Origin of the sequence: Polaromonas sp. YR568, assembly GCF_943369415.1 — a bacterium.
Lineage (GTDB): Bacteria > Pseudomonadota > Gammaproteobacteria > Burkholderiales > Burkholderiaceae_C > Polaromonas.
The window spans coordinates 65541-92296 of the sequence record NZ_CALRNF020000019.1; the positions used below are offsets into that span (position 1 = coordinate 65541).

General features: G+C 64.6%; 19 protein-coding genes. 12 read left to right on the plus strand and 7 right to left on the minus strand.

Annotated elements, in window-relative coordinates; genetic code table 11:
- The first annotated feature begins 83 nt into the window (after positions 1-83).
- The 4 genes from ACLV74_RS13580 to ACLV74_RS13595 all read left to right on the plus strand — a co-directional run bounded on the left by ACLV74_RS13580 (position 84) and on the right by ACLV74_RS13595 (position 9243).
- Positions 84-3173 (plus strand): efflux RND transporter permease subunit, encoded by a 3090-nt coding sequence (locus tag ACLV74_RS13580; RefSeq protein WP_411879921.1) that lies wholly within the window; start codon positions 84-86, stop codon positions 3171-3173.
- A gap of 697 nt (positions 3174-3870) precedes the next feature.
- Positions 3871-7173 (plus strand): efflux RND transporter permease subunit, encoded by a 3303-nt coding sequence (locus tag ACLV74_RS13585; protein ID WP_411879922.1) that lies wholly within the window; start codon positions 3871-3873, stop codon positions 7171-7173.
- A gap of 123 nt (positions 7174-7296) precedes the next feature.
- On the plus strand, positions 7297-7647 hold the full coding sequence (locus ACLV74_RS13590) for an endonuclease domain-containing protein (RefSeq protein WP_411879923.1): 351 nt from the start codon (positions 7297-7299) through the stop codon (positions 7645-7647).
- A gap of 177 nt (positions 7648-7824) precedes the next feature.
- Entirely contained in the window at positions 7825-9243 is a 1419-nt protein-coding gene (locus ACLV74_RS13595; protein WP_411879924.1) for an efflux transporter outer membrane subunit, read from the plus strand.
- Positions 9244-9374: 131 nt separating this feature from the next.
- On the opposite strand, the gene ACLV74_RS13600 is transcribed toward ACLV74_RS13595, so the two are convergent.
- The 3 genes from ACLV74_RS13600 to ACLV74_RS13610 all read right to left on the minus strand — a co-directional run bounded on the left by ACLV74_RS13600 (position 9375) and on the right by ACLV74_RS13610 (position 13262).
- Positions 9375-11369 (minus strand): calcium-binding protein, encoded by a 1995-nt coding sequence (locus ACLV74_RS13600; protein WP_411879925.1) that lies wholly within the window; start codon positions 11367-11369, stop codon positions 9375-9377.
- Between the two features lie 328 nt (positions 11370-11697).
- On the minus strand, positions 11698-12198 hold the full coding sequence (locus tag ACLV74_RS13605) for a hemerythrin domain-containing protein (RefSeq protein ID WP_411879926.1): 501 nt from the start codon (positions 12196-12198) through the stop codon (positions 11698-11700).
- A 131-nt stretch (positions 12199-12329) separates the two neighbouring features.
- Positions 12330-13262, minus strand: a complete 933-nt coding sequence (locus ACLV74_RS13610) for a LysR family transcriptional regulator (protein WP_411879927.1) — start codon at positions 13260-13262, stop codon at positions 12330-12332.
- A gap of 159 nt (positions 13263-13421) precedes the next feature.
- Between ACLV74_RS13610 and ACLV74_RS13615 the strand changes: the two genes are divergently transcribed.
- From ACLV74_RS13615 to ACLV74_RS13650, 8 genes are all read left to right on the plus strand, one after another.
- Positions 13422-14402, plus strand: coding sequence for a Bug family tripartite tricarboxylate transporter substrate binding protein (locus ACLV74_RS13615; protein WP_411879928.1), 981 nt, complete (start codon positions 13422-13424; stop codon positions 14400-14402).
- 30 nt (positions 14403-14432) lie between these two features.
- The gene (locus tag ACLV74_RS13620) at positions 14433-15464 is read left to right on the plus strand and encodes a 4-hydroxythreonine-4-phosphate dehydrogenase PdxA (RefSeq protein ID WP_411879929.1); all 1032 of its coding nucleotides are present in this window, start codon (positions 14433-14435) and stop codon (positions 15462-15464) included.
- Positions 15465-15569: 105 nt separating this feature from the next.
- On the plus strand, positions 15570-16742 hold the full coding sequence (locus tag ACLV74_RS13625; RefSeq protein WP_411879930.1) for an L-rhamnonate dehydratase: 1173 nt from the start codon (positions 15570-15572) through the stop codon (positions 16740-16742).
- Positions 16743-16758: 16 nt separating this feature from the next.
- Positions 16759-17676 (plus strand): dihydrodipicolinate synthase family protein, encoded by a 918-nt coding sequence (locus ACLV74_RS13630; RefSeq protein WP_411879931.1) that lies wholly within the window; start codon positions 16759-16761, stop codon positions 17674-17676.
- Between the two features lie 25 nt (positions 17677-17701).
- Positions 17702-19174: an aldehyde dehydrogenase family protein gene (locus tag ACLV74_RS13635; RefSeq protein ID WP_411879932.1), complete on the plus strand. Its 1473-nt coding sequence runs from the start codon at positions 17702-17704 to the stop codon at positions 19172-19174.
- 14 nt (positions 19175-19188) lie between these two features.
- A complete protein-coding gene (locus tag ACLV74_RS13640) occupies positions 19189-19599 on the plus strand; it encodes a hypothetical protein (RefSeq protein ID WP_411879933.1) in 411 nt (136 codons plus the stop codon).
- Positions 19600-19632: 33 nt separating this feature from the next.
- Positions 19633-20046, plus strand: a complete 414-nt coding sequence (locus ACLV74_RS13645; RefSeq protein ID WP_411879934.1) for a cupin domain-containing protein — start codon at positions 19633-19635, stop codon at positions 20044-20046.
- Positions 20047-20055: 9 nt separating this feature from the next.
- A complete protein-coding gene (locus ACLV74_RS13650) occupies positions 20056-20652 on the plus strand; it encodes a DUF6151 family protein (RefSeq protein ID WP_411879935.1) in 597 nt (198 codons plus the stop codon).
- Here ACLV74_RS13650 and ACLV74_RS13655 read toward each other — a convergent pair.
- The 4 genes from ACLV74_RS13655 to ftsH form a co-directional block, all read right to left on the minus strand.
- Complete coding sequence (locus ACLV74_RS13655) at positions 20649-21947, minus strand: glycosyltransferase (RefSeq protein ID WP_411879936.1); 1299 nt, start codon at positions 21945-21947, stop codon at positions 20649-20651. The genes ACLV74_RS13650 and ACLV74_RS13655 overlap by 4 nt on opposite strands.
- Positions 21948-22219: 272 nt before the next feature.
- Positions 22220-23551, minus strand: coding sequence for a phosphoglucosamine mutase (glmM, locus tag ACLV74_RS13660; protein WP_411879937.1), 1332 nt, complete (start codon positions 23549-23551; stop codon positions 22220-22222).
- A 106-nt stretch (positions 23552-23657) separates the two neighbouring features.
- On the minus strand, positions 23658-24515 hold the full coding sequence (gene folP, locus ACLV74_RS13665; RefSeq protein ID WP_411879938.1) for a dihydropteroate synthase: 858 nt from the start codon (positions 24513-24515) through the stop codon (positions 23658-23660).
- Between the two features lie 151 nt (positions 24516-24666).
- Positions 24667-26589, minus strand: coding sequence for an ATP-dependent zinc metalloprotease FtsH (gene ftsH, locus ACLV74_RS13670; protein ID WP_411879939.1), 1923 nt, complete (start codon positions 26587-26589; stop codon positions 24667-24669).
- Between the last annotated feature and the right edge of the window lie 167 nt (positions 26590-26756).

Consider the following 26756-nt stretch of genomic DNA (forward strand, 5'->3'; position numbering starts at 1 on the left):
CGCACGGCAGGATCCTCGCGCATGAGCCGCCGGGCCGTTCCCCAGGCGAATAGCATCGAAGTGCGAAGCACGAAGGTTATTGAATGAGCCCCTCACGTCCTTTTATCCTGCGCCCGGTCGCCACCTCTTTGCTGATGGTGGCCATCGTGCTGGCCGGCCTGGTGGGTTTCAAATTCCTGCCGCTGTCGGCCCTGCCGCAGGTCGATTACCCGACCATCCAGGTACAGACGCTCTACCCCGGCGCCAGCCCCGAGGTCATGGCCCAGACCGTCACCGCCCCGCTGGAGCGCCAGTTCGGCCAGATGTCCGGCCTGCAACGCTTGAGCTCCACCAGCGCGGCCGGCGTGTCCATCGTCACGCTGCAGTTCGGGCTGGGCATCACGCTGGACGTGGCAGAGCAGGAAGTGCAGGCCGCCATCAACGCCGGCGGCTCGCTGCTGCCCGCCGACCTGCCCGCGCCGCCCGTGTACGCCAAGGTCAACCCGGCCGATGCACCCGTGCTCACGCTGGCCATCACCTCCGACACGCTGCCGCTCACCGAAGTGCAGAACATCGTCAACACCCGCCTGGCGCTGAAGATCAGCCAGGTCAACGGCGTGGGCCTGGTGTCGCTGAGCGGCGGGCAGCGCCCCGCCGTGCGCATACAGGCCGACACACGCGCCCTCGCCTCTTTCGGCCTGGGCCTGGATTCGCTGCGCACCGCCATCACCGCCGCCAACGCCAACGGCGCCAAGGGCAGCATTGACGGGCCGACGCGTTCCTACTCCATCAATTCCAACGACCAGCTCGTTGCCGCGGCCGACTACCAGCGCCTCATCATTGCCTACCGCAACGGCGCGGCCATCCGCGTGTCCGACGTGGCGCAGGTGATCGACAGCGCAGAGAACATCAAGCTGGGCGCCTGGAGCGGCCTGAAGCCCGCCATCATCCTCAACGTACAGCGCCAGCCCGGCGCCAACGTGATCGCCACGGTGGACGCCATCAAGGCGCGCCTGCCCGAGCTGCAGGCCGGCCTGCCCACCTCGCTCAAGGTCGACGTGCTGAGCGACCGCACCACGGGCATACGCGCCTCGGTGCTGCACGTCGAGATCGAACTGGTGCTGGCCGTGCTGCTGGTGGTGCTGGTGATTTTTGCGTTTCTGCACAGCGTGCGCGCCACCGTGATCGCCAGCCTGGCCGTGCCGATCTCGCTGATAGGCACCTGCGGCGCCATGTACCTGCTGGGCTACAGCCTCAACAACCTGAGCCTGATGGCGCTGACGATCGCCACCGGCTTCGTCGTCGACGATGCCATCGTGATGATCGAGAACATCTCGCGCTACATCGAAAAAGGCGAAGAACCCATGGCCGCCGCCCTCAAGGGCGCGACGCAGATCGGCTTCACCATCATCTCGCTGACGGTGTCGCTGATCGCCGTGCTGATTCCGCTGCTCTTCATGGGCGACGTGGTGGGACGGCTGTTCCGCGAATTCGCCATCACGCTGGCCATCACCATCCTGATCTCCGCCGTCGTGTCGCTCACCCTGGTGCCCATGATGTCGGCGCGCTGGCTCACGCGCCACCCCGAGAACGAACCAGAAGGCGGCAAATTCGGCAAGCGCATGCAGGCATTTTTCGACGAGGTCATCGTCCACTACGACCGCTGGCTCACCTGGGTGCTCAAGCGCCAGGGCCTGACGCTGCTGGTGGCGCTGGGCACGCTGCTGCTCACGGTACTGCTCTATGTATTGATTCCCAAGGGCCTGTTCCCGACGCAAGACACCGGCCAGCTGCAGGCGCGCATCGAGACCGCGCAGTCGGTCTCGTACGCCCGCATGGCCGGCCTGCAGCAGGCGGCCGCCAAGGCCATCCTCGAAGACCCCGACGTTGAAACGCTGAGCTCCTTCATCGGCGTGGACGCCGCCAACAACACCATGCTGCACACCGGCCGCATGCTGATCAACCTGAAGTCCAGCCGCACCGGCAGCCAGCAGGAAACCATGGACAGGCTCAAGGAGCGCGTCGGCAAGGTCGCAGGCGTCACGCTGTACCTTCAGCCGACGCAGGACTTGACGATTGACGCCGAGACCGGCCCGACGCAGTTCCGCGTCTCGCTCGAAGGCTCCGACAACGCCACCGTGGTGCTGTGGGCCAACAAGCTCAGCGAACGCATGCGGCAGTTGCCCGGCGTGCGCAACGTGGCGTCCGACGCGGGATCGAGCGGCGCCTCGGCGTACATCAACGTCGACCGCGACACCGCCTCGCGCCTGTCGGTCACCACCTCATCGATCGACGACGCGCTCTACAGCGCCTTCGGCCAGCGCATCGTCTCCACCATCTTCACGGAGACCAACCAGTACCGCGTGATCCTCGAAGCCATGCCCGACCCGCTGGCCACGCCGGCATCGCTGGGCGCGCTGCAACTCAAGACCGGCGGCGGCACCACCACGCCGCTGTCGGCCATCGCCACCATCAGTGAGCAACCCGCGCCGCTGCAGATCACCCGTGTGGCCCAGTACCCGGCCACCACCCTGGGTTTCGACACCGCGCCCGGCGTCTCGCTGGGCACGTCGGTCGACCAGATCCGCCAGGCCGCCAAGGACATCGCCCTGCCCGGCAGCGTGACCCTGACCTTCCTGGGCGCGGCCGGCGCCTACCAATCCTCGCTCTCCAACCAGCTGTGGCTGATCCTTGCGGCCGTGGTCTGCGTCTACATCGTGCTGGGCGTGCTGTATGAAAGCTACATCCACCCGCTGACGATTCTCTCCACCCTGCCCTCGGCTGGCGTGGGCGCGCTGCTGGCCCTGATGATCAGCGGCTCCGACCTCGGGGTAATCGGCATCATCGGCATCATCCTGCTGATAGGCATCGTGAAGAAAAACGCCATCATGATGATCGACTTCGCCATCGACGCCGAACGCAACGAAGGCAAATCCCCGCAGGAGGCGATTCACCAGGCGGCGCTGCTGCGCTTCCGGCCCATTCTCATGACGACACTGGCAGCCCTGTTTGCCGCGGTGCCGCTGATGCTGGGATTTGGCGAAGGCGCCGAGTTGCGGCAGCCGCTGGGTTTGTCGATTTTTGGCGGCTTGATCGTCAGCCAGATGCTCACTTTGTTTACGACGCCGGTGATTTATTTGGGGTTTGACCGGTTGGGACGGAGATTCCGACGCAAGAAGGAGGTTCTTGCGTGAAGGCCTCTTTTTGCTTTCCAGCAGGGAGCCCTCGTCTGAGGGTGGCTGGCCGGGGATTGCCCGGCGGCAACTCACTTTTCTTTTGCTTCGCCAAAAGAAAAGTAAGCAAAAGAAAAGGCGACCCTGGTTGCTGCGTCCCCTGCGCTTCGCTCCGGGGCAACCTGCGGTGCTCGGTCCAGACGGGGTCAAAAACAACTCGCTTCGCTCAAACAAGTTTTTGCCCTTATCCGTCTGGCCCTCCGCTCCTCGGCGCATCCACAAGGGGTGGGAGCAGGAATACCGAACAGCCAAATACCCAACAGCCGAATACCAGTACCGAATACCTGAAGAAACAAGGACACGCCTTGGCGTGTCCTTGTTTGTCTTGGTATTTTTCTTCTGTCCCCGCGCCCGATCCCGATTGCCCCTTGTGGATGCGCCGAGGAGCGCAGGTTCAGGCGGATCAGGGATCGCGTTGTTTGAGCGAAGCGAGTTTAGCGAGACCCCGCCTGAACCGAGCACCGCAGGTTGCCCGCAGCGAAGCGGAGGGACGCAGCAACCAGGGTCGCCTTTTCTTTGGTGACTTTCTTTTGGCGAAGCAAAAGAAAGTTACTGGCCGCCGGGCCACTCCCGGCCAGCAAGCCTATGCAGAGGAAGCGTCCGCCGGGGCAAGAACCGGCAAAAGCAAGCTCAGCAAGGGCGGGGGAGGAACCACCCCATGAACCTCTCCGAGCCCTTCGTCCGCCGCCCGGTAGCCACCGTCCTCCTAACCATAGGCCTGTGCCTCGCCGGCATAGGCGCCTTCTTCGTCCTGCCGGTGTCGCCACTTCCGCAAGTCGACTTCCCGGTGATCTCGGTCAGCGCTTCGCTGCCGGGCGCCAGCCCCGCGACCATGGCCAGCAGTGTGGCCACGCCGCTGGAGCGGCGCCTGGGGGTGATCGCGGGGGTCAATGAGATGACGTCTTCGAGCGGCAGCGGCTCGACGCGCATCAGCCTGCAGTTCGACCTCAACCGCAAGATCGACTCGGCCGCGCGCGAAGTGCAGGCGGCGATCAATGCCTCGCGGGCCGACCTGCCGGCCACCCTGCGCAGCAACCCGACCTACCGCAAGGCCAACCCGGCCTCGGCGCCCGTCATCATCCTGGCACTCACGTCGAAGACGCGTTCGCCGGGGCAGATTTATGACGAGGTCTCCAACCTCATCCAGCAAAAAATCGCCCAGGTCCCGGGCGTGGGCGACGTGGAGCTGGGCGGTGGTTCGCTGCCTGCCGTGCGGGTGGAACTCAACCCCTTTGCGCTGAACCGCTACGGCGTGAGTTCGGAAGACGTGCGCGCGGCCTTGCAGGCCTCCAACGCCAACCGGCCGCGCGGTGCCATCGAGGGCAACGGCCAGCGCTTCCAGATCTACACCGGCTCCAGCACCGCCAGCGGCGGGCGGCGCGCGGCCGATTACCAGGACCTGATCGTCGCCTGGCGCAACAACGCGGCGATACGCCTGCGCGACGTGGCCGAGGTGCAGGACGGCGTGGAGAACGTCAACACGCTGGGCCTGTTCAACGGCGAGCCGGCCGTGATCGTGCTGGTCACGCGCCAGCCGGCGGCCAACGTGATCGAAACCGTCAACGGCGTGCGCGACCTGCTGCCCGAGCTGCAGGCGCAGTTGCCGCAGGACGTCAAGCTGGAGGTCGCCTCCGACAGCACCAACTCGATACGCGCCTCGCTGCATGAGATCGAGATCACGCTGATCATCTCCATCGTGCTGGTGGTGCTGGTGGTCAGCGCGTTTTTGCGCAGCGCGCGCGCCACCATCATCCCGGCGGTGGCCACGGTGGCTTCGCTGCTGGGTACCTTCGGCGTGATGTACCTGATGGGGTTTTCACTCAACAACCTGAGCCTGATGGCGCTCACGGTAGCGACCGGCTTTGTGGTCGACGACGCCATCGTCGTGCTCGAAAACACCAGCCGCCACATCGAGGCCGGCATGGACCGCTTCAAGGCCGCGCTGCTGGGTGCGCGCGAAGTCGGCTTTACCGTGCTGTCCATCAGCCTGTCGCTGGTGGCGGTGTTCATCCCGCTGCTCTTCATGGGCGGGCAAACCGGCCGGCTGTTCCGCGAGTTCGCCGTCACGCTGTCGGCGGCGGTGCTGATTTCTCTTGTCATCTCATTGACGACCACACCCATGATGTGCGCCTGGCTGCTCAAGCCCGATGCGCACGACAAGCCGCCCGGCCGCGTTGCGCGCTGGTTTGAACGGGGCTTCAACCGCGTGCACCGCAGCTATGAAACCAGCCTGGACTGGGCGCTGCACAGCAAGCTGCTGGTGATGCTGATCCTGGCGGCCGTGGTGGGCCTGAACGTCTACCTCTATGTGAAGGCGCCCAAGGGCTTCTTCCCGCAGCAGGACACCGGCCAGATCAACGGTGGCCTGCGCGCCGACCGCAGCATTTCCTTCCAGGCGATGCAGGCCAAACTGAAACAGCTGGTCGACATCATCCGCGCCGACCCGGCGGTGGACACCGTGGTCGGCTTTACCGGCGGCTCGCGCGCCGGCGGCGGCTTCATGTTCATCAACCTCAAGCCGGTCGGCCAGCGCAAGGACGGCGGCCAGGCCGTGATCGCGCGGCTGCGGCCGCAGCTGGCGCAGGTGACGGGCATCAGCCTCTTCCTCAACACCGTGCAGGATTTGCGCGGCGGCGGGCGCCAGACCAACTCGACCTACCAGTACACGCTGAAAAGCGACAACGCCGCCGACCTGAGCCTGTGGGCCACGCGCCTGGCCGAACGCATGAAGACCCAGGACGCGCTGACCGACGTGGACACCGACCAACAGGAAAACGGCGTGGAAACCATGGTCACCGTCGACAAGGAAAGCGCCGCGCGCCTGGGCATCAGCTCCCGCGACGTGGACAACGCGCTCTACAACGGCTTCGGCCAGCGCCAGGTGGCCACCATCTACGCCGAGCTCAACCAGTACCACGTGATCATGGAGGTCGCGCCGCGCTATACGCGCAGCCCCGAGTCGCTCAAGGACATCTATGTGCCGGCCAAGGGCGGGGGCGGCGCGAGCACCGCCACCACCACGAGCGCTGCAAGCACCTCATCCAGTACCGCCACGACGGGTACTTCGGGTACGACGACTACAACCGGAACCACGGTCAGCACAAGCACCAGCAGCGCCAACCCGGGCCTGCGCGACTCCTCGAGCGGCAATGTGCTCAGTACCGCCGCCACCACCATGGTGCCGCTGTCGGCCATCGCGCGTTTCACGGAGAACCCGACGGCCGCCTCCATCGCCCATGAAGACGGCGAACTCTCGACCACCATCTCCTACAACCTGGCCGACGGCTCCACGCTGAGCGACGGCGAAGCGGCTGTGCGCCAGGCCGAGGCCGACATCCACCTGCCCAGCAATGTGCGCGGCAGTTTCGCCGGCACGGCGCGCAGCGCGCAGGAATCGCAAGGCCAGCAGCCGCTGCTGATCCTGGCCGCGCTGGTGGTGATCTACATCGTGCTGGGCATCCTGTATGAAAGCCTGATCCACCCCATCACCGTGCTCTCCACCCTGCCCTCGGCCGGCGTGGGCGCGGTGCTGGCGCTGCTGATGTTCAAGCTCGACTTTTCCATCATCGCGCTGATAGGCGTGTTCCTGCTGATAGGCATCGTCAAGAAAAACGCCATCCTGATCATCGACTTCGCGCTGGAGGCCGAGCGAGCGCGCGGCCTTTCGGCGATAGAGGCGGTGCGTGAAGCCTGTTTGCTGCGCTTTCGCCCCATCCTCATGACCACGCTGGCCGCCATCCTGGGCGCGCTGCCGCTGGCGATCGGTTTCGGCGAAGGCGCCGAACTGCGCCGCCCGCTGGGCATCGCCATCATCGGCGGGTTGATCGCCAGCCAGGTGCTGACGCTGCTGACCACGCCCGTGGTCTACGTGCTGATGGACAAGCTGCGCCGCCGCAGCCCCCTGGAGCGCCAGCTCAGCCGCCATCCCGGCGAGCTTGATGCGACGCCGCAAGCGCAATGATGGACAAGCCGCATCTCCTCTTACTCCTTCCCCCTCTGGGGGAAGGAGTGAATCCCCCGCCACAACATGCAACACCAGGCCACCTCTAACGCCAGGACCTTCGCCAGGTCCCTACGCCGGGAAATGACCGACGGCGAGCGGCTGCTATGGCAGCGATTGCGTACAGAGCAACTAGGCGTCAAGTTCAGGCGCCAGCATCCGGTCGGCCCGTATGTGGCTGACTTTGCCTGCCTGGATCCCCAACTGATTGTGGAAGTTGATGGGTCGCAGCATGCGGGCCAACAGGCCTACGACATGAAGCGCGATGCTTATTTCAAGTCTCTCGGTTTTGACGTGCTGCTCTTTCCGGCCAATGTGCCATTTTCTGATTTGACGTCGATGGTCCAGGCAATACACAACCGTTTGGCCGAACTGGCAGCGGCGGCCCCCATCCCAACCTTCCCCCAACGGGGGAAGGAGCAAGAGCAGCCATGATGGGCAAGGCGCGCCCCTGCTCTTCCTCTGACTCCTTCCCCCTCTGGGGGAAGGCAGGGATGGGGGCCACCCCGCCCTCAATCCAATCCCGGCCGCACCATCAAGCGCCACTGGCCCCCATCCCAACCTTCCCCCAGCGGGGGAAGGAGCAAGAATGACTGAGAAGGTCAACAAGTTATGCACCACCCACTGAAATCCCATCGCTATATCCTCGCGGCCATACTCGCCCTGCTCGCCACCGGCTGCGCCGTCGGCCCCGACTACAAGGTACCCGCCACTGCCGAGGCGACCCGCTTCAAGGAGGCCGAAGGCTGGATGCCCGCCGTGCCGGCCGACGCGCTGGAGCGTGGCCCCTGGTGGAGCCTCTTCAAGGACCCGGTGCTGGACCAGTTGCAGTCGCGCGTCGACGTCTCCAACCAGAACGTCGCGCTGGCCGTGGCTTCCTATGCGCAGGCGCGCGCGCTGGTGCGCGAACAGCGCGCCTCGCTGTTTCCCTCGGTCTCGCTGGACGGCGGCGCCACGCGTTCGCGCTCCAGCGGCAACGTCACCACCGGCACCACGGGCCGCGTCGGCAACAACTACCAGCTCAGCATAGGCGGCAGCTGGGAGCCCGACGTCTGGGGCCGGCTGGGCCGCGCGGTCAGCAGCGCCACGGCCGGCGAACAGGCCAGCGCCGCCGACCTGGCCTCGGCCAAGCTCTCGGCGCAGGGCGAACTCGCCGCCAATTACTTTTCGCTGCGCCAGACCGATGCGCAAAAGGCGCTGCTCGAAAGCACGCTGACGGGCTACCAGCGCGCGCTGGAGATCACGCAAAACCGCTACACCGCCGGCATCGCCGCCAAGACCGACGTGCTGCAAGCGCAAACCCAGCTTGCCAACGCCCAGGCCGACAACGCCGGCCTGGTGCGCACACGTGCCCAGCTTGAGCACGCCATCGCCGTGCTGGTCGGCGAAGCGCCCGGCAATTTCAGCCTGCCGCCCGTGGCGTGGAACCCGCTGGTGCCCGAGGTGCCGATCGGCGTGCCATCGGACCTGCTGCAGCGCCGGCCCGACATCGCCGCCGCCGAGCGCAGCGTGGCGTCCGCGAACGAGCAGATCGGCATCGCCAAAAGCGCCTACTACCCCAGCCTGTCGCTCAATGCCTCGGCCGGCACAGGCGCCAGTCGCGTGGCCGATTTGTTCAAGGCCTCAAGCAGCGTCTGGTCCCTGGGCCTGTCGGCCGCGCAGCTGATTTTTGATGCCGGCGCCACCGGCGCTCGCGTGGACGGCGCACGCGCCGCGCACGAACAGGCCGTGGCCCGCTACCGCCAGACCGTGCTGGTTGCCTTCCAGGACGTGGAAGACCAGCTCGCCGCCACCCGCGTGCTGTTGACCCAGCAGGAGCTACGCCGCCAGGCCTCGGAGGCGGCAGACCAGGTCGAGCAGCAAGTGCTCAACCGCTACCGCAGCGGCCAGGTCGGCTACACGGAAGTCATCACCGCCCAGGCCACGGCTCTCAGCGCGCGCCGCGCCCTGGTGCAGGCCATGGCCGACCGCCAGACCACGGCCGTGGCGCTGATCCAGTCGCTGGGTGGCGGCTGGCAGGCGGGGAAATAAACAACCAGAAGAAAAGCGAAAAAAAGCCCGCCACGCAATCAAGCGCGGCAGGCCTAAACAAGGATGGCGACGCCAGGCAATGGGAGCCGGGCTTACCGCGTCGCTGCGCCTTCGCGGCGGCCAAACCACCCTCAATGCCAATTGGCAGCCAGTGCATTCATGAGTGCGTCGTTCTTGGCGTTGTGTGGCAGCGTGTTGATGGCTGCGCTTGGCGCGGCGCCAAAGGTGGCCATGGCCTGCACCAGCAGTTCCAGATCCGTGTTCGCGCCCTTACCCGTCTTCATGTCCAGCAGTGTCTTGCCGTCGCTGGACTTGATCTGCTCCACGTGATAAGCATTGCCCAGATACCAGTTCTGCATGATGACTTTGTCGGTGGTGCTGCCCAAGATGCTGACTTGCAGGCTAGAGCCCGCCTTGTCTGCCTTGCCCGCCTTGTCCACCCTGCTGAACCACAGCTGAGCGGACTTGACATCTGTGAACTGCAGCACGTCGGTGTTGCCTTGTGTGGCATCGTTTTCCACGATGCTATCGGCGGCATCGCCACGCTTGAAGAAGTAGGTGTCGTTGCCTTTGCCGCCCTTGAGAACGTCATTGTTCAGCCCGCCGGACAGTTGGTCATTACCGTCTTCCCCGTCCAGCGTGTCGTTGCCGGCCCCGCCGTCCAGTTTGTCGCTGCCACCCAGGCCAGACAGGCTATTGGCACTGGCATCACCGGTGATGGTGTCGTCCCCCGCGGTACCCACCACGTTTTCGATGCCCACTACCGTGTCTACTATGGCGTTGCCGCCAGCCACAGGGAATTTCTGCACCTTGCCAGTCAGCAGGTTGGCATTGATGCGGGCCAGGCCAGCGCGGCTGTAGTCCACGGTATCTACCCCGGCTCCACCATCCAGCATGTTGATGCCCAAACCGGAGTACAGGATGTCGTCGTCCTCATTCCCGTACAACTTGTTGTTATCGGCCCCACCGTCCAGGGTGTCATTGCCAAACCCGCCTTCCAGCCTGTCATTGCCGCCAAGGCCCTGCACCACGTCATTGCCTCCTCCACCAACCAGGAAGTTGCCAGCGGAGTTGCCGATCATCGTATCGGCAGCCATCGAGCCACTCACCACTTCCACAGACGCCATGCTGTCTGTACTTTCTGCAGGCCCCCCGGACTCGCGATATTTGTTCACCACGCCCAAACGGAGGTCGGCATAGATGGGCAACGCTTCATGCAGCCTTGCCAGCCCGCCGCGCTGATTGCGCGGCGGGCTTTTTTCCGCTTTTCTTCTGCTGGTTTGTTTCGCCGCCTGCCAGCCGTCACTCATCTCCATTAAAGCATTCAGCCCGTACCTTTTCAAGCGTAACGATGCCACCGACACGATAGTGGAAAACGATGCCACGCAAGGCAACACCGACGTGCTGCTGTTCACGGGAGATATCAAGGCCAACCAGCTATGGTTCAGCAGGGTGGACACGGCGCAAAAGGTGAGCGTCACGGGCAACGATCTGCGGATCAGCATCATGGGCACCGGCGACAAAGTCATCGTGCAGAACTGGTAAGTGTCGTTGCCTTTGCCGCCCTTGAGCATGTCAATGCTTGGGCCGCCGGACAGTTGGTCATTGCCGTCTCCTCCGTCCAGCGTGTCGTTTCCGTCTTGACCCCATATCGTGTCGTTGTCGGGGCCGCCGTCCAGCCTGTCGTCGCCGCCCTCCCCGTAGAGCACATCGTCCCCCAACTGGCCCAGCAGGTTGTCGTTGCCCGCGCCGGCGAACACCGTGTCGCTTCCGCCTCCGCCATCCAGCATGTTGTTGCCGCTACTGCCGGTGATCACGTCGCTCAATCCGGTGCCCACGAGGTTCTCGATGTTGCGCAGCACATCGGTGAAAGTGAAAAATTTCGTGGAACCGGTGGCATAGGAGACGAAGAATTTCTTGACCCTGCCGACGTCCAGGTTGGCTTCTATCCCCGACATCAGGGTGTAGTCCGGCCAGGTTTTGCCCTGCAGGGTGCTGTAGTCCACGGTGTCGATGCCGCCTCCGCCGTCAAAGGTATCGTTGCCCGGGCTGCCATAAAACCAATCCTCGCCGGTGCTGCCCGGAAGGCTGTCGTTGAACTTGCTGCCGGAAATGAAATTGCGCATGGCTGCTCCTGTGAGTTCACCGCACCATATGCGAGTTCACGGCGGGCATGCCACGCAAATGTCCGCGCGCGGATGTTTTTTGTGGGATTTGTCGTCTTCAGTCGCCCGCGCAAGCGCGAGACTACTGGTGGCGGCCGACCAGGTCGAGCAGCAAGTCCTGAACCGCTACCGCAGCGGCCAGGTCGCTAGACCGAAGTCATCACCGCCCAGGCCACGGCCGATCGCCGGGTGACTGCCGTGGCGCTGATCCAGTCGCTGGGTGGCGGCTGCCTGGGCCAAGCCACAGACCGCCTTCACCGCGGGCTCAAACGGGAAGCCGCGTTTATTTTTATGCGCTGGGCTCTAGCACCGGGCGCTCGGGGGAACAACCGAGACCGCCACAACCCTGAATGACGTCCGCGGGCAAAGCCTGCGGCATGCCCACCACACCCGTCACCGGGTCGTAGCCTATGCCGCGCAGGTGCAGGGCCAGCGCGGCGTCCATGGTCTGCGCATGCTGCGGAAACCACAGGGCCAGCTCCCTGGCCATATGGCGCAAGGACGTGAAGTCCCCGGCCTCGGCCATCACAAGGCCTTCGCGCATGACCTGCAGCACCACTTTGTGCTGCACGGTATGGCAATTGGAAGAGGAAAACCGCGTGTCCAGCATCCAGCGGTCTTCACGGCTGAAGTGGTCGTCGGTGTGCTCCACCAGCGTGCGCCAGTGACCCGGCAGCGCATCGTCCGAAGCGTTTTCCGCCTGCGCCAGCAATTCGACGAACTCCCGGTGCGTGTCATCCATCTGGGGCAGTCCGAGCACGAGGGCGTCAGACCATTGAAGATTCGGCATGTGCATGTGTTTGCTTCCGGCGTTGGCAATGCACAAGCGTAAACAAGGGTGCGGTAAAAAGACTTGATCCACGTCATGGAAAGCGCATTCACCGTGGCAACCCGGCGCCGCACCCCTCAGGCCCCCGGTAGCTACTTGCGGTGCAAGGCCGCCAGAAAAAACCGCGCCGCCTCGCTCAGCGGCCTGTCTTTGCGCGTGATGCTGCCGAAGGCTTCCATCTTGTGGCGGATAAAGCAGGGCAGGATCACCAGCATGCCGTGCTGCGCATAAGTGCCGGCAATCGACTGCGGCATGACGCCGACCATGTCGGTCTCGGCGATCAGGTTGGTGGTGGTGAGGATGGAGGCGGTTTCGATCAGGCCCTTGGGCGAGGGCGCCTGCAGCATGCGGAACTCCTGCTCCAGCACCTCGCGCATGGGGCTGCCGTGGGGTTGCAGGATCCAGCCGTAGCCCAGCAGGTCGGCGAACTTGACGGTTTTCTTTTTGGCCAGCGGGTGCTTCACGCCCACGACCAGGGCCAGGGCCTCATTCTCCAGTGGCGTGAAAGCATAGTCGGCGCGGTGCTCGTCGCGTATGCGGCCTATGGCGACGTCGAGCACGCCTTCGCGCAGCAGTTCAAACAACCGGTCGCTGGTGTCCATGGTGACGTCGACGGACAGAAGCGGGTAGGCCTTCTTGAGCGCGATGATGGCCTGCGTGAGCAAATTGGGCGACGGCGCCATGATGCTGCCGACCGAGACCCGGCCGGAGCCGCCCTGCTCCAGCTCGGCGAGTTCGCGCGTCATCGATTCGACCGAGCCGCGCATGCCGCGGAAGTAGCGCAGCACGCTGGCGCCGGCCGGCGTGAGTTTTTGCCCGCGGCCCACGCGCTCGAACAGGCGCTGGCCCAGCGCCGACTCCAACTCCTGGATCATCTTGGTGGCGGCCGGCTGCGTCATTCCGAGATCGGCCGAGGCCTTGCGCAGCGTGCCGTGTTCGCCCACGGCCAGGATGAGAGCGACCTGGCGCATGCGCAGGCGGTTGAGCAATTGGGGGATGGAGGAGGTACGGGGTGTGGCGGGCATGAGAGTGCCTTTCCGGGTGCTGATGTCAATTGATCACCCTAGGTTATCAAATAATCAGGGATTTTCAATTTACGTTAAGTGTCGGCGTCTCTACCATCTGGGCATCGGTTCAAGATTTCTTGTGCCTTTCCTTAAAACAATGACCCGGAGACAAAGACAATGCGCCACCTGAAATCCCTCAAATTTCTGCCCGCCCTGCTGGCGGCCGCCTGCGCCTTCAGCGCCGCCTCCCCTGCCCTCGCGCAGGAGTGGCCGACCAAATCCGTGCGCATCCTCGTGGGCTCGGCCCCGGGCGGCGGCACCGACGCCATGGCGCGCGCCGTGGCCGACCGGCTGGGCCCACTGCTCAAGCAGCCCGTGGTGGTGGAAAACCGCCCCGGCGCCTCCAACACCCTGGCGGCCGACCTGACCGCCAAGTCCACCGACGGCCACACCCTGCTGATGGGCGTGTCGACCGCGCATGCGATCGCGCCGCACCTGCTCAAGCTCGGTTATGACAACAACAAGGACCTGGTGCCCGTGGTCTTCGTCGGCGCGGTGCCCAATGTGCTGGTGGTCAACAACGCGCTGCCGGTCGATTCGGTGCAGTCGCTGATCAAGCTGGCCAAAAGCAAGCCCGGCCAGCTCAACTACGCCACCAGCGGCTCGGGCAGCACGCAGCACATCGCGGCCGAGCTGTTCAAGGACCAGGCCGGCGTGTTCATCACCCACATCCCTTACCGCGGCAGCGGCCCGGCGCTGATAGACCTGGTCGGCGGCCAGGTGCAGCTGAGCTTTGACACCATGCCCTCGGTGATAGGCCAGATCAAGAACGGCCGCATCAAGCCGCTGGCCGTGGCCAGCGCCAAACGCAACCCGCAACTGCCCAATGTGCCGACCATGGCCGAGGCCGGCCTCAAGGGCGTGGAGATGAGCGCCTGGTACGGCATCTACATGCCGTCTTCCACGCCCAAGGCGGTGCAGGAGCGCGTCTACACCGAAGTGACCAAGGTGCTGGCCATGCCCGAAACGCAAACCCGCCTGGGCGCGATAGGCGCGGATTTGACGCCGATGACGCAGGCCCAGTTCGCGCAGTTCCACGCCGACGAAAACAAGCGTTATGGCGAGCTGATTGCCCGGAAAAACATCAAACTCGATTGAGCGCAACGATTGACTGACTGGACAGACGCCATGAGCAACACACACAAGCCCGCAGCCCTGCCCGTGATCGCCCTCACACTGGGCGACGCGGCCGGCATAGGCCCCGAGCTGGTCGCCCGGCTGCTGAGCGAGCCCGACATCACGACCGGCGCCAACGTCGTGCTGGTGGGCGATGCCTGGCTGTGGCAGCAAGGCCAGCTCACGGCCAAACGGGTGGTGGCCACACAGGCCGTCACCAGCCTGGCCGAGGTGCGCGGCCGCGCCGACACCCGCCTGCCGGCCTTCCTCGCGACACACACGATTCAATCCGTTCAGGTGCAACGCGGCCAGGCGCAGGCCGCCTGCGGGGCGGCCGTGCTGCAGGTGCTCAACCTCTGCATGGACGGCGCCAAGCGCGGCGAGGTCGACGCGATCTGCTTCGCGCCCCTGAACAAGCAGGCCATGAAGCTGGGCGGCCTGAAGCACGAGGACGAGTTGCACCACTTCGCCGAATACCTGGGTGTGACGGGCTACTTCTGCGAGTTCAACACCCTGGGCGATTTGTGGACCTCGCGCGTGTCGTCGCACATTCCGCTGAAAGACGCGGCGGCCATGCTGAGCAAAGAGCGCATCGTCGATGCGGCGCGGCTGATCTACGCCTCGCTGCAAGCCAGCGGCACGGCACAACCGAAGGTGGCGGTGGCGGCCTTCAACCCGCATGGCGGCGACGGCGGCGTCTGCGGGCGAGAAGAGATCGACATCATCGCGCCGGCCGTGGCCGAACTGCGCGCCGCCGGCGTGCCGGTGGACGGGCCCTTCCCCGCCGACACCATCTTCCTGAAGGCGCGCGACGGCCTCTACCAGGCCATCGTCACCATGTACCACGACCAGGGCCAGATCGCGATCAAGCTCATGGGCTTCAGCAAGGGCGTGACGGTGCAGGGCGGCCTGCCGGTGCCCATCACCACGCCGGCGCACGGCACGGCCTATGACATTGCCGGCCAGGGCGTGGCCGACGTGAACGCCACGCTCAACGCTTTCAGGATTGCCTGCCGCATGGGGCAAGCAGCCCTCTCCCGTTAACCCGGCCGTTCGGGCTGAGCCTGTCGAAGCCTGCATGCACTTCGACAAGCTCAGTGCGAACGGTTACCTGACTACCCGTTTATTCAGTTCTCCAAGGAAACCATCATGAAAATCAAATCAGTGCGCGCCCGCGTGTTCGAATGGAAAGGCAAGACCGTCCCACCGCAGGGCAATTTCTGCTCCAACGCGATGGACCTGGTGTACTCCAACACCGAATCCATGAGCACCTTCCGTTTCCATTCCTGGACGGTGGTGGAGATTGAAACCGATGACGGCATCGTCGGCCTGGGCAACGTGGCGCTGGCGCCGCACATCGCCAAAGCCATCATCGACCAGTACCTCACGCCGCTGGTGCTGGGCCAGGACCCCTGGGACTATGAATACCTGTGGCAGCGCATGTACCGCGGCACGCATGCCTGGGGCCGCAAGGGCGTCACCATGGCCGCGATCTCGGCGATCGACATCGCCATCTGGGACATCCTGGGCAAGTCGGTCAACAAGCCGGTGTTCAAGCTGCTGGGCGGCCGCACCAAGGAGAAGATTCCCTGCTACTACTCCAAGCTCTACCGCACCGACATCAAGGCCATGCAGGACGAGGCGCAAACCTACCTGGACCAGGGCTTCACCATGTTCAAGTCGCGCTTCGGCTACGGCCCGGCGCACGGCACCAAGGGCGTGGCGGAAAACCTCAAGGCCGTGGAGGCGCTGCGCGAAGTCATCGGCTACGACAACGACCTCATGCTTGAGTGCTACATGGGCTGGAACCTGGAATACGCCAAACGCATGTTGCCCAAGCTGGAGAAGTTCCAGCCGCGCTGGGTCGAGGAGCCGGTGATCGCCGACGACATCGACGGCTATGCCGAACTGAACCAGCTCACCAGCATCCCTATCTCGGGCGGCGAGCATGAGTTCAGCCTCTACGGCTTCAAGCAGCTGCTGGACAAAAAAGCCGTATCGGTCGTGCAGTACGACACCAACCGCGTGGGCGGCATCACGGCCGCGCACAAGATCAACGCGCTGTGCGAGGCCTACAGCGTTCCGGTGGTGCCGCACGCCGGCCAGATGCACAACTACCACCTGACCATGAGCACCATCGCCTCGCCCATGAGCGAATACTTCCCGATGTTCGACGTGGAAGTCGGCAACGAACTGTTCTATTACATCTTCGACGGCGAGCCGGTGGCCGAAAACGGTTTCCTGCAGCTTGACGACAACAAGCCCGGCCTGGGCCTGACCATGAAGACCGAGTTCCTCAAAGACTTCAACATCGTCGAATAAACATCAAGTGAACACCATGACGGCCAGGTACCAGGGCGTGTTTCCGGTGGTGCCCACCACCTTCACCGACGCGGGCGAGCTGGACCTTGCCAGCCAGAAGCGCTGCGTCGATTTCATGATTGATGCCGGATCAACGGGCCTGTGCATACTCGCAAACTTCTCCGAACAGTTTGTGCTCTCGGACGAAGAGCGCGAAGTCCTGACCGCGACCATCCTCCAGCACGTGGCGGGCCGCGTGCCGGTGATCGTGACCACCACGCACTTCGGCACCAGGGTCTGCGCCGAACGCAGCCGGCGCGCGCAGGACCTGGGCGCGGCCATGGTCATGGTGATGCCGCCCTACCATGGCGCGACGATTCGCGTGACGGAAGAAAAGATCCACGAATTCTTCGCCACGCTGTCGGCCGCCATCGACATTCCCATCATGATCCAGGACGCGCCCGTCAGCGGCACGACGCTTTCGGCCGCCTTCCTCGCGCGCATGGCCAAGGAGATACGCAACGTCGCCTACTTCAAGATCGAGACGCCGGGCGCGGCCTCCAAGCTGCGCGAGCTGATACGCCTGGGCGGCGACGCGATTGAAGGCCCTTGGGACGGCGAGGAAGCCATCACCCTGCTGCCCGACCTGGAGGCCGGCGCGACAGGCGCGATGACGGGCGGCGGCTACCCGGACGGCATACGCCGCATCATGGACGCCTGGACGGCCGGCCAACGCGAGGAGGCCGTCGCTGAATACACACGCTGGCTGCCGCTGATCAATTACGAGAACCGCCAGGGGGGAATCCTCACGGCCAAGGCGCTGATGAAAGAAGGTGGCATCATTGCGTCTGAAGCGCCGCGCCACCCCTTCCCCAAAATGCACCCAGCGGTGCGCGCCGGCCTCCTTGAAACCGCCCGCCGGCTGGACCCCCTGGTCCTGCGATGGGCCCGCTAAAACCGACACGCCCTTCAGGACATCCATGACCACCTCGACCCCCTCCACCGACACGCTGCACCGCAACCTCATCAACGGCAAATGGGTCGAAGGCACAAGCGCCAGCCCCAACCTCAATCCCTCGAATCTGTCGGACGTGATAGGCCAGTACGCGCAGGCCGATGCGGCCGGGCTGGACGCGGCGGTGCAGGCGGCGCAGGCGGCCTTCCCGGCCTGGGCTACCTCGGGCATACAGGCGCGCTCGGACGCGCTGGACAAAATCGGCACCGAGATCCTCGCGCGCCGCGAAGAACTTGGCACCCTGCTCTCGCGCGAGGAAGGCAAGACCAAACCCGAAGGCATAGGCGAGGCCACACGCGCCGGCCACATCTTCAAGTTCTTCGCGGGTGAATGCCTGCGCCTGTCGGGCGAGACCTTGCCCTCAGTGCGCCCCGGCATAGGCGTCGAGATCACGCGCGAGCCCGTGGGAGTGGTCGGCCTGATCACGCCCTGGAATTTCCCCATCGCCATTCCGGCCTGGAAAATCGCCCCCGCGCTGGCCTTTGGCAACTGCGTGGTCTTGAAGCCCGCCGACCTGGTGCCCGGCAGCGCCTGGGCATTGGCCGAAATCATCTCGCGCTCCGGCATTCCGGCCGGCGTGTTCAACCTGGTCATGGGCCCGGGCCGCGTGATCGGCGACGCGCTGGTCAACCACCCGGGTGTCAACGCCATCAGCTTCACCGGCTCGGTCGGCGTGGGCGGCCGCATCGCCGAGGCCTGCGCGAAGAACCTCAAAAAAGTGCAGCTCGAAATGGGCGGCAAGAACCCGCAGGTCATCCTCGACGACGCGGACCTCACGCAAGCCGTTGAACTCAGCGCGCAGAGCGCCTTCTATTCGACCGGCCAGCGCTGCACGGCGTCCAGCCGCCTCATCGTGACCGACGGCATCTACCCGGCCTTCGTCGAAGCGCTGCAGGCACGCATGGCACGCATCAAGGTGGGCGACGCCCTCACGGCCGGCACCGACGTGGGCCCGGTGTCCTCGCTGGCGCAACTCGAGCAGGACTTGAGCTACATCGAAATCGGCAAGGCCGAAGGTGCCACGCTGGCCTTCGGCGGCGCGCGCATCCCCTGCCACACGGGCAGCGGCGCCGAAGGTTTTTACATGCAGCCGGCCCTCTTCAGCGAAAGCACGGCCGGCATGCGCATCAACCGCGAGGAAATCTTCGGCCCGGTCGCCAGCATCATCCGCGTGAAAGACTACGAGGCGGCCCTGGCCACCGCCAACGACACGCCCTTCGGTCTGTCGGCCGGCATCGCCACCACCAGCCTCAAATACGCCACCCACTTCAAGCGCCACAGCCAGGCCGGCATGGTCATGGTGAACCTGCCCACCGCCGGCGTGGACTACCACGTGCCGTTCGGCGGCCGCAAGGGATCGAGCTACGGCCCGCGCGAGCAGGGCAAGTATGCGCAGGAGTTTTTCACGACGGTGAAGACGGCGTATACGCTGGCTTGAGCATGGCGGGGACGATGCGGGGGCTGCCGAAAGTTCTCCTGGCGCTGACGGCGACCTATTTTCTCGCCAGCCTCGGCCACTTCAGCCACAACGCCGAGTTCATCTGTCAATACCCGAACCTGCCGGCATGGCTCACGCGTGCGCAGGTGTATGCGGTGTGGGCTGCCATCACATCCGTGGGCGTGACGGGTTTGCTGCTGATGCACAAGAGATACGTGGCGACGGGCCTGTTGCTGGTGGCCGTTTACGCCGCGCTGGGCTTTGACGGTTTGGGCCACTATGCGCTGGCGCCCATCGAACTGCACCCCCTGATGGCCAACGTCACCATTCTTTCGGAAGTGTTTGCCGCCGCCCTTTTGCTGGCGGTGGTGCTGTGCTTGCTGGCGTTGCACATGCTCCGCAGCACGAAAAGCCCCACCGGCTGATACAGGTCTCACCCTCACCGGACAGGAGAACCCATGAGCACCCAAGGATTTGTCGTCTCCCACGCCGATGGCGCGACCTTCGAGCGCGGGCTTCGTTCATTTTTTGAGTATCGCGACCTGGGAATCAAACAGGCCACCGAGGGGCGGGTTGAGGCCCATGTCATACGCGCGGCGGCGGGCACCGATTTTTCGGGCCAGGCACATATTCACAAGACGGTTTTCCAGCTCGTCTACGTGCTCAAGGGATGGATCGAATTCGAATACGAGGGCCAGGGCATAGTCCGGCTCGAAGCCGGCTCCTGCGTGCACCAGCCGCCTGAGATCCGCCACCGGGAAGTCGGCCACAGCGCGGACATTGAAATGCTGGAGATCGTGCTGCCCGGGGACTTCAAGACGGAAGAAGTTGCGTCTGTCGATGGCTGGCCTGAAGACCGGATTCGTGTGTAAGCTCTCCCCATGAACCACCCCCTGCGCTGCCAATGCGGCACTCTACAAGGCCACGTCAGCCATACCGAATCCGTATGCCGCGGCGTCTGCTACTGCAAGGACTGCCAGGCCTATGCGCACTTCCTGGGCAAGGCCGATGAGATTCTGGATGAGATGGGCGGATCGGACGTGGTTGCCACGCTGCCCCAATACGTGAGTTTCATCCAGGGTGTGGAGAAACTGGCCTGCATGTCCCTCAGCGACAAGGGCATGCTGCGCTGGTACGCCAGCTGCTGCAACACGCCCATCGGCAATACCTCGCGCGACTTCAAGGTTTCGCACGTCGGCCTGCTGCACAACTGCCTGCAAGATCCATCCGCCAGCCTGGACAGCGCCTTCGGCCCCGTGCGCATGCGGGTCGGCATGAAGAGTGCCAAGGGCACACCCAAGGCCATGGCGGCGAGCACCACCGTGTCCATCCTGCGCTTCATGGCCAGGCTGATACGCGCAAGGCTGGACGGCAGCTACAAGAACACGCCGTTCTTTGACCCGCAGACTGGGACATCGCGTGTATCGCCCAGGGTGCTCACGCCGGATGAGCGGGCACGCTTGATGCAGGCCGTTTAGACCTTCAATGCCTCCTCCACCAGCGCCAGCAATTCAGGCAGGCAGCGGGTGGCAAGGTCAAAACGCGCCAGCATGGCCTGGCGTGCCGTATGCCCCAGGTGCGCATGGGCGGCCGGGTCGGCAAGAACGTCCACAACGGTATCGGCCAGCGCCCGCACGTCGAAAAAATCAAACAGCAGGCCGTTGACGCCGTGTGCCATGACCTCCTCGACAGGCGCGGTACGGCTGGCGACCACCACACAGCCCGCGCTCATGGCCTCCAGGCAACTCCATGAAAGGACAAAGGGATAGGTCAGGTACACGTGGCAGCGTGACACCTGCAGCAGCTCGAGGTAGCGCGCATAAGGCAGTGTCCCGACGAAATGCACGCGGTCCATCGGCAGCTGCCCGCCGACCTCCTTGAGCAGGACTTCGCGCCATGTGCCGCCGCCCGCAGGCCTGGTGCCGTAGCTCACTTCGTCGCCGCCCACCAGCACACAATGCGCATGCGGACGTGCTTTCAGGATGGCCGGCAAAGCCCGCATGAAGATGTGAAAGCCGCGGTAGGGCTCCAGGTTGCGGTTGATGTAGGTCAGGACTTCGTCGCCGGGTTTGAATTCCAGGCCTGTGCCGGCCACGGAAAACCGGGCGCCCGGATCGGGTCTGGCCACGTTGGTGTCTATGCCGTCGTGGATGACCCGGACTTTGCCGCGGTATTCCTCCGGCACCTGCCGGCGCTGCCACTCGGTGGGCGCGTACGCGGTATCCGCCGTGCTCAAGGCATGCAGCAGGGCGGTGTTCTTCAAGCGCAAAGCGCAATGTGCCAACAGGCTTTCACGGCAAAACTCCGGGTCAAACCCATAATCGCGGCCCCGCGCGGAATAGTAAAACTCGGAAAACACCATGAGCCTGGCGCCCGGCCAGACATCCTTGCAGAAAAGCGCCTCGCCCCAGCCGGGATGCGCCACGACAAGGTCGGGACTGAATCCCTGGTCGGCAAGCTGTTGCATGGCCTGTGCGCATACCTGGCCGTGCAAGGCCTTGACCTCAAAATTGCGGACCAACGCCAGCTGGCTGGGCGTCTTGAAGGTGGGAAGCTGGTAGCGCACAAGTTGCACACCGTCCACCGGCCGCGGCGTGATGCCCAGCCCCAGGACCTGGTGCCCCTGGGCCGCAAGGGCCTTGGCCACATGGACAAACTGCCCCGGGAAGTTCTGGTGGACAAACAGGTAGCGGCGCCGCGGCGCCTGTGGAGGTTTTGGCGTTTCGGGCTTCTTGTGGCCCGCACCAGGGCGAGCACGGATCGTGGGTTTCATGGCATGAACGGGCTTGAGCGGTTTTTGCACGGCCGGGAGGCCGGGCCTTGCGGGCCGGAGTTCTGGAAAATCGCAGCCGGCCCGAAGCTGGTGCTCAGGCTATCAGTGCCGTTCAGGCATCCATTTGCAAATTGTCTTGCGGTCGACAATCGTTGTGGGATTTTTGCGGATTCTCAGCCGGGATCGGCCATCACCCAGGTCGCTTCGGCCGCAACGCGAAACTCATCCGCGCAGGCCTGCGCGGTCCGGGTGCCATCTGGCTTGTGAACGGGCTAGCTGCGCACCGTATCCGCCACCCGCTCGGCGCAGCTCTTCGCCTGGGCCGCATCACGCGCCTCGACCATCACGCGCAGCAGCGGCTCGGTGCCGCTGGCGCGTATCAACAGGCGGCCGGAGTCGCCGAGTTCGGCTTCCACGGTTTTGCTCATGGCGGCCAGTTCCTTGCTGCTCTTCCAGTCCTGGCCGGGCTTGAGGCGCACGTTGATGAGGGTTTGCGGGAACAGCACGACTTCGCCCAGCAGTTCGGCAATGGTCTTGCCGCTGCGCACGCAGGCCTGCAGCACCTGCAGCGCGCTGATGAGGCCGTCGCCGGTGGTGTGCTTGTCGAGCGCAAGCAAATGGCCCGAGCCTTCGCCGCCCAGCAGCCAGCCGCGCTTGTCGAGTTCTTCGAGCACGTAGCGGTCGCCGACCTTGGCGCGCACGAACTCGACGCCTTTTTTCTTGAGCGCGACTTCGACGGCCATGTTGGTCATCAGCGTGCCGACCGTGCCGGGGACTTTTTCGCCGCGCGCCAGGCGCTCGTTGACCATGAGGAAGAGCACCTCGTCGCCGTTGAAGAGGCGGCCGTCGGCGTCCACCATCTGCAGGCGGTCGGCGTCGCCGTCGAGCGCGATGCCGTAGTGGGCCTTGTTGGCCTTGACGGCCTTGATCAGCGCGTCGGGGTGCGTGGCACCGACTTCGTGGTTGATGTTGAGGCCGTCAGGCGCGCAGCCTATGGCGATGACTTCGGCGCCCAGTTCATGGAAGACCATGGGTGCGATGTGGTACGCAGCGCCGTGGGCGCCGTCGACCACGATCTTCAGGCCCTTGAGGGTGAGGTCGTTGGCAAAAGTACTTTTGCAGAATTCAATGTAGCGGCCCGCCGCGTCGTCAAGGCGGCGCGCCTTGCCGAGGGAGGCCGAATCGGCCCAGACGGGCGGCTCTTCAAGCGCGGCCTCCACGGCGAGTTCCCAGGCGTCGTCGAGCTTGGTGCCCTGGGCGCTGAAAAACTTGATACCGTTGTCGGGATAGGCATTGTGGCTGGCACTGATGACCACGCCCAGGCTGGCGCGCTGGGCCCGCGTGAGGTAGGCCACGCCCGGCGTGGGCAGGGGCCCCAGCAGCACGACGTCGACGCCGGCGGAATTGAAGCCCGACTCGAGCGCGCTTTCGAGCATGTAGCCGGAGATGCGGGTGTCCTTGCCGATCAGCACCGTGGGGCGGGATTCGGTGCGGCGCAACACGCGGCCCACGGCGTGCGCCAGGCGCAGCACGAAGTCGGGGGTGATGGGCGGCTGGCCCACCGTGCCGCGAATGCCGTCTGTGCCGAAGTATTTTCTGGTCATGGAGTTTTGTCCCTGTGGAGCTTGTTGTTGTGAATGTTGTTCTGAAGAATCTGGGGCTATTTTAGGGCGCGCCGCCCTGCCCGCCTGTCAGCCAAAACCTGGAAACTCAGCTTGCGGCCATCCAGACTTTGAGCGCCTGAACAGTTTCTTTCACGTCATGCACGCGCACGATGCGCGCACCGCGGTCCACGGCCAGCAGGGCCGCCGCGACGCTGGGCACCATGCGGTCGGCCACGTCGAGCTGGGCCACGGAGGCCAGCGAGGTGGCGGTGACGGCGGCCAATGAGGACTTGCGCGACCAGGCGGCCAGCAACGGGTAGCCGGGCGCAAGAAACTCCCGCTGGTGCGCCAGCAGCGCGAAGTTTTGCGCGACGGTTTTGCCGAAGCCCACACCTACGTCGAGCACGATGCGGGATTTATCGACACCGGCGGCCTGCAAACCGGCCGCGGCGGCTTCAAGGAATGCCAGCACCTGCGGCACCACGTCGCCCTCCATGGGCGCGACCTGCATGGTCTGCGGCTCGCGGTGCATGTGCATCAGGCAGACGCCGCAGCTGGGGTGTCTGGCCACCACTTCGGCCGCGCCCGGCTTGCGCAGGGCCCAGATGTCGTTGATGACGTCAGCGCCGAGATCAAGCACGGCCTGCATCACTTCGGGTTTGTAGGTGTCGATGGAGAGCGGCACGCCCAGCCTGGCCGCGTGGCGCACCACGGGCAGCACGCGCGCGAGTTCTTCGTCCAGCGGCACCGGCGGCGCACCGGGGCGGGTGGATTCACCGCCTATGTCCAGCAGGTCGGCGCCGTCCTTGAGCAGCTTGTCGCAGTGGGCGAACACGCTGGCAAAGCCGCTGCCTTCGGTGAAGTACTTGCCGCCGTCCGAGAAGGAGTCGGGCGTGACGTTGACGATGCCCATGACGCGGGGCCTGGACAAATCAATTTGGAAGCGGGAGGTTTGCCAGATCATGGTGGTGAGTCCGCTGGGCAGGTTGAGGATAAAGCTTGGTGCCGCGCGTTACCGCAGCCATCGGATCGGTCTGAAATGAAAAAAACCGGGGACTCGCCCCGGTTTTCCCGACTGCCTGGCAGTCAATCCTGGTTGCTCACCGGCCTCGGCCTCAGGCCACGGTAGGCGCCGGGTCGGTGCTGACCGCGGGCGTGCCGCCCGTGGGGCCGCCGCCACCGCCGACGGAAGAGTTGCGCGGCGTCCAGTCCTTGGGCGGGCGCGGCTCCTTGCCGGCCATGATGTCGTCAAGCTGGTCCATGTCGATGGTTTCCCATTCGAGCAGGGCCTTGGCCATGGCGTGCATCTTGTCCTGGTTCTCTTCGATCAGCTTGCGCGCCAGGGCGTATTGCTGGTCGATGATGCGGCGCACTTCGCCGTCGACCTTTTGCAGGGTCGACTCGCTCATGTTGTTGGTCTTGGTGACCGAACGGCCCAGGAAGACTTCGCCTTCGTTTTCGGCGTAAACCATGGGGCCCAGGGCTTCCGTCATGCCGTAGCGCGTGACCATGTCGCGGGCCAGCGCGGTGGCGCGTTCAAAGTCGTTGCTGGCGCCGGTCGTCATCTGGTTCATGAAGACTTCCTCGGCGATGCGGCCGCCGAACAGCATGCTGATCTGGCTCAGCATGTATTCACGGTCGTAGCTGTAGCGGTCCTGCGCGGGCAGGCTCATGGTCACGCCGAGTGCGCGGCCGCGCGGGATGATGGTGACCTTGTGGACCGGGTCGCACTTGGGCAGCATCTTGCCGAGCAGCGCATGGCCGGACTCGTGGTAAGCCGTGTTGCGGCGCTCTTCCTCGGGCATGACCATGCTCTTGCGCTCGGGACCCATGAGGATCTTGTCCTTGGCTTTTTCGAAGTCCTGCATCTCGACGGTGCGCGCGTTGCGGCGGGCGGCCATCAGGGCGGCTTCGTTGCAGAGGTTGGCGAGGTCTGCGCCGGACATGCCGGGCGTGCCGCGGGCGATCACGCTCGGGTTCACGTCCTGGCCCAGCGGAACCTTGCGCATGTGCACGTTGAGGATCTGCTCGCGGCCGCGGATGTCGGGCAGCGTCACATAGACCTGGCGGTCAAAACGGCCGGGGCGCAGCAAGGCGGCATCCAGGATGTCGGGACGGTTGGTGGCGGCCACCACGATCACGCCGACGTTGGTTTCAAAGCCGTCCATCTCGACCAGCATCTGGTTGAGGGTCTGCTCGCGTTCGTCATTGCCGCCGCCCAGGCCGGCGCCGCGCTGGCGGCCGACCGCGTCGATTTCATCGATGAAGATGATGCAGGGGGCGTTTTTCTTGGCGTTATCAAACATGTCGCGCACGCGGGCAGCGCCCACGCCGACGAACATTTCGACGAAGTCGGAGCCGGAAATCGAGAAGAAAGGCACTTTGGCCTCGCCGGCGATGCCCTTGGCGAGCAGGGTCTTGCCGGTGCCCGGAGGGCCGACCAGCAGCAGGCCGCGCGGAATGCGCCCGCCCAGTTTCTGGAATTTTTGCGGGTCTTTGAGGAAATCAACGACTTCCTTGACCTCTTCCTTGGCTTCGTCGCAACCCGCGACGTCGGCGAAGGTGACGGGATTGGTGGATTCGTCCAGCATGCGCGCCTTGGACTTGCCGAAGCTGAACGCCCCGCCCTTGCCGCCGCCCTGCATCTGCCGCATGAAGTAGATCCACACGCCTATCAGCAGCAGCATGGGTCCCCAGCTGATCAGCAGCGAGGTGAGCAAGGAGGTTTCTTCGCGAGGCTTGACGTCGAACTTGACGTCGTTGGCGATCAGGTCGCCGACCAGGCCGCGGTCAAGGTAAGTCGCCGTCGTGCGGATTTTTCGGTCGTCCACGGTGGTGGCCGAGATTTCGGTGCCGCCCTGGCCTTCGGCGATGGTCGCCGCCTTGATGCGCTTGCCGCGCACTTCTTCCAGGAACTCGGAGTAACCCAGGTAGTTGGAACCGGCGCCGCCACGTGTATCAAATTGCTTGAATACGGTGAAGAGCACCATGGCGATCACCAGCCAGATTGCAATTTTGGAAAACCACTGATTGTTCAAGGACTACTCCGGTGTAAGAACAAAAGTCACATGCGCCTGATTTTAGGCGTTTCAAGGGCAAAAACCGCGTTTTCCGGTCCCGGCCCTTGGTTTAAAGCGGGATTAGGAGCGCCAACACCGTGACATTTGCCATCGCGATGGGCCCTGATGCACTCATTGTGGGGCAA

Bases quoted from the DNA above. Each gene is read 5' to 3' on its own strand.
- ACLV74_RS13635 (WP_411879932.1), top strand. From the start codon at position 17,702: ATGACCACCTCGACCCCCTCCACCGACACGCTGCACCGCAACCTCATC.
- ACLV74_RS13615 (WP_411879928.1), top strand. From the start codon at position 13,422: ATGCGCCACCTGAAATCCCTCAAATTTCTGCCCGCCCTGCTGGCGGCC.
- ACLV74_RS13625 (WP_411879930.1), top strand. From the start codon at position 15,570: ATGAAAATCAAATCAGTGCGCGCCCGCGTGTTCGAATGGAAAGGCAAG.
- ACLV74_RS13640 (WP_411879933.1), top strand. From the start codon at position 19,189: ATGCGGGGGCTGCCGAAAGTTCTCCTGGCGCTGACGGCGACCTATTTT.
- glmM (WP_411879937.1), bottom strand. From the start codon at position 23,551: ATGACCAGAAAATACTTCGGCACAGACGGCATTCGCGGCACGGTGGGC.
- ACLV74_RS13600 (WP_411879925.1), bottom strand. From the start codon at position 11,369: ATGCGCAATTTCATTTCCGGCAGCAAGTTCAACGACAGCCTTCCGGGC.
- ACLV74_RS13590 (WP_411879923.1), top strand. From the start codon at position 7,297: ATGACCGACGGCGAGCGGCTGCTATGGCAGCGATTGCGTACAGAGCAA.
- ACLV74_RS13580 (WP_411879921.1), top strand. From the start codon at position 84: ATGAGCCCCTCACGTCCTTTTATCCTGCGCCCGGTCGCCACCTCTTTG.
- ACLV74_RS13645 (WP_411879934.1), top strand. From the start codon at position 19,633: ATGAGCACCCAAGGATTTGTCGTCTCCCACGCCGATGGCGCGACCTTC.
- ACLV74_RS13610 (WP_411879927.1), bottom strand. From the start codon at position 13,262: ATGCCCGCCACACCCCGTACCTCCTCCATCCCCCAATTGCTCAACCGC.
- ACLV74_RS13585 (WP_411879922.1), top strand. From the start codon at position 3,871: ATGAACCTCTCCGAGCCCTTCGTCCGCCGCCCGGTAGCCACCGTCCTC.
- ACLV74_RS13595 (WP_411879924.1), top strand. From the start codon at position 7,825: ATGCACCACCCACTGAAATCCCATCGCTATATCCTCGCGGCCATACTC.
- ACLV74_RS13655 (WP_411879936.1), bottom strand. From the start codon at position 21,947: ATGAAACCCACGATCCGTGCTCGCCCTGGTGCGGGCCACAAGAAGCCC.
- folP (WP_411879938.1), bottom strand. From the start codon at position 24,515: ATGATCTGGCAAACCTCCCGCTTCCAAATTGATTTGTCCAGGCCCCGC.
- ACLV74_RS13650 (WP_411879935.1), top strand. From the start codon at position 20,056: ATGAACCACCCCCTGCGCTGCCAATGCGGCACTCTACAAGGCCACGTC.
- ACLV74_RS13630 (WP_411879931.1), top strand. From the start codon at position 16,759: ATGACGGCCAGGTACCAGGGCGTGTTTCCGGTGGTGCCCACCACCTTC.
- ACLV74_RS13620 (WP_411879929.1), top strand. From the start codon at position 14,433: ATGAGCAACACACACAAGCCCGCAGCCCTGCCCGTGATCGCCCTCACA.
- ACLV74_RS13605 (WP_411879926.1), bottom strand. From the start codon at position 12,198: ATGCCGAATCTTCAATGGTCTGACGCCCTCGTGCTCGGACTGCCCCAG.